This window comes from Parvibaculum sp. (assembly GCF_030694575.1).
Classification (GTDB): domain Bacteria; phylum Pseudomonadota; class Alphaproteobacteria; order Parvibaculales; family Parvibaculaceae; genus Parvibaculum.
On the sequence record NZ_JAUYUS010000034.1, the window covers coordinates 1 to 2703 of the forward strand.

A 2703-nucleotide genomic window follows, 5' to 3' on the forward strand; every position below is an offset into this window, starting at 1 on the left:
TATCTCGCCTGCCTGCCGGGCTTCGTCGTCATGGCGGCGGCGGACGAGGCGGAGCTGAAACACATGGTGGCGACGGCCGTCGCCATCGACGACCGCCCCTCTTCGCTGCGTTATCCCCGGGGTGAAGGCATCGGCGTCGAAATGCCCGCCATCGGCACGCCGCTCGAAATCGGCAAGGGCCGTATCCTGCGCGAAGGCAGCAAGGTCGCGATCCTGTCTCTCGGCACGCGCCTCCCCGAAGCGATGAAAGCCGCCGAACAGCTCGGCGCGCTCGGTCTGTCGACGACCGTTGTCGATGCCCGCTTCGCAAAGCCGCTGGACGAAGACCTGATAGCGCGCCTCGCCCGCGAACATGAATTGCTGATCACCGTGGAAGAAGGTTCCATCGGCGGCTTCGGCAGCCATGTGCTCGATTTCCTCGCCCGTTCCGGCGCGCTCGATTACGGCCTGAAGGTGCGGCCCATGGCGCTGCCCGATATTTTCATCGATCAGGACAAGCCGGAAAAGATGTACGACATCGCCGGGCTGAACGCCGCGCAGATCGTGGAAACGGCCCTTTCCGTGCTGGGGCTCGAACGGCAGATCGCCGATTTGCGGCAGCTTTCGCCGCAGCCGCTGCCGAAACTCGTCTGAGAAAAATGGCGGATGAAAAGCGGCGCCTCGATCTCGCGCTGGTCGAGCGCGGTCTCGTGCCGACACGCGCCCGCGCGCAAGGCGCGATAAAGGCAGGGCATGTGCGTGTCGGCGGCAGGTCTGCGGTAAAGCCTGCCGATCTCGTAGGTCCGGGCGATGAAATCGAACTTGTCGGCCTCGAACATCCTTACGTCTCCCGCGCCGCCCTGAAACTCGTTCAGGCGCTCGACCGGTTCGGGCTCGACCCGGCCGGCCGCGCATGCCTCGATCTTGGGGCATCGACGGGTGGATTTACTCAGGTCTTGCTCCAGCGCGGCGCGGCATCGGTCGTTGCAATCGATGTCGGCCACGGTCAGTTGGCGGAAGAAATTGCATCGGACACCCGCGTCCGCGCCATCGAGGGGCTGAATGCAAGAGATCTGACGCGCGAACATATCCCCGGTCCGATCGATTTCATCGTGGCGGATTTGAGTTTCATCGGTCTGACGAAAGCCCTGCCGCCCGCGCTGGAGCTCGCCGAACGCGGCGCCTGTCTGGTGGCACTCATCAAGCCCCAATTCGAAGTTGGCCCCGAAAATGTCGGGAAAGGCGGTATTGTCCGCGATCCGGCATTGCATGAGCGTGTCACTGCGGATATTGCGGGCTGGCTGGAAAAAGAGATGGGATGGCGCGTGATCGGCATTGTTGAAAGCCCGATACAGGGCGGCGATGGAAACCGCGAATTTTTGATCGCGGCATGCCATGACCGCTGACATTGAAGTCGAGATATCCTCCGTCGGCGCCCAGGGCGACGGCGTTGCCGAAACACCGGATGGCCCCCTTTACGTGCCTTATGTTCTCGCCGGCGAGCGTGTGTGCGTGCGGCCGGCCGGCGAAGACCGGGCCGAACTTCTCGGCATAGTGAGGGCGTCGCCGGAGCGCGTGGACCCGGCATGCCCTCATTTCACGCTTTGCGGCGGCTGTTCGCTGCAGCACATGGAGGCGGCCGCTTACGCCACATGGAAGTGCGCGCAGGTGGACGCCGCGTTGAAAGCGCGCGGCATCGCCACTGAAATCGGATCGCTTGTCACCGCCCGGCCTCGCAGCCGCCGCCGCGCCACATTCGCGGCCACGCGCACCAGGAAAACGCTGACGCTCGGCTATTACGCGCGTGGCAGTCACACGATTATCCCCGTTTCCGAATGTCCTCTCGTGGTACCGGAGATCGAACGCGCGCTGCCCGCGCTGGCGGCGATGATCGGTCCCGGCCTCTCCCGCAGTTCACGCGCGTCGATACTGGTGACCTCCACCGCAAGCGGTCTCGACGTTGCCGTCACAGGCGGCAAGCCGCTGGACGGACCGTTGCGTATTGCGCTCGCCGAACAGGCCTCCGCCGCCGATGTGGCGCGGCTCTCATGGGAAGGTGAGATCGTTGCGGAGCGGCACATGCCGGCCGTCAATCTCTCCGGCCTTTCGGTCACGCCGCCGCCCGGTGCATTCCTGCAGCCGACACGGGAGGGCGAGGAAGCTCTCGTCCGTCTCGTGCAGGAGGCTGTTGGCAATGCGGCACGCATCGCCGATCTCTTCGCCGGCTGCGGTACATTCACCGCGGCGCTGGCAAAGAAAGCCACGGTTCATGCGGTTGAGGGAGAGGCGGCGTCACTGGCGGCGCTTGCCAGGTCGATCCGCGAGCAAGGCCCGGTTCTGGGGCTGAAGCCCGTCACCTGCGAAACCCGCGACCTGGCCCGGCGTCCGCTTCTGGCGTCCGAACTGGACCGGTTCGAAGCGGTGGTGTTCGATCCGCCGCGCGCCGGCGCGGCTACGCAGGCAGAGGAAATCGCGAAATCGCGCGTGCCGCTCATCGTCGCCGTCTCATGCAATCCGGCGACCTTCGCTCGCGACGCGCGGACATTGCTCAATGGCGGCTACAAGCTCGTGAAACTGACGCCCGTGGACCAGTTTCTCTGGTCGCCGCACATCGAACTCGTCGGCATATTCACGCGCGGGTGAAGCGTCTCAGACGGTGTATTGGATGTGCCGCCGGACCGCCGCTTCGATCGTTTCCGGCTTCTTGTCGAGCGTCGAAAGGTG

Annotated in this window: 3 protein-coding genes; all 3 read left to right on the forward strand. The window is 64.8% G+C overall.

Going from position 1 to position 2703, the window contains the following annotated elements; genetic code table 11:
* Positions 1 to 633 (forward strand): transketolase C-terminal domain-containing protein (locus tag Q8S60_RS05965; RefSeq protein WP_305668426.1); only part of this gene is annotated, 633 nt, incomplete at its 5' end.
* Positions 634 to 638: 5 nt separating this feature from the next.
* On the forward strand, positions 639 to 1385 hold the full coding sequence (locus tag Q8S60_RS05970) for a TlyA family RNA methyltransferase (RefSeq protein WP_305276344.1): 747 nt from the start codon (positions 639 to 641) through the stop codon (positions 1383 to 1385).
* Positions 1375 to 2622, forward strand: a complete 1248-nt coding sequence (locus Q8S60_RS05975; RefSeq protein ID WP_305276345.1) for a class I SAM-dependent RNA methyltransferase — start codon at positions 1375 to 1377, stop codon at positions 2620 to 2622. Before Q8S60_RS05970 ends, Q8S60_RS05975 begins: the two co-directional genes overlap by 11 nt.
* Positions 2623 to 2703 lie beyond the last annotated feature (81 nt).

Bases quoted from the DNA above. Each gene is read 5' to 3' on its own strand.
- Q8S60_RS05970 (WP_305276344.1), top strand. From the start codon at position 639: ATGGCGGATGAAAAGCGGCGCCTCGATCTCGCGCTGGTCGAGCGCGGT.
- Q8S60_RS05975 (WP_305276345.1), top strand. From the start codon at position 1,375: ATGACCGCTGACATTGAAGTCGAGATATCCTCCGTCGGCGCCCAGGGC.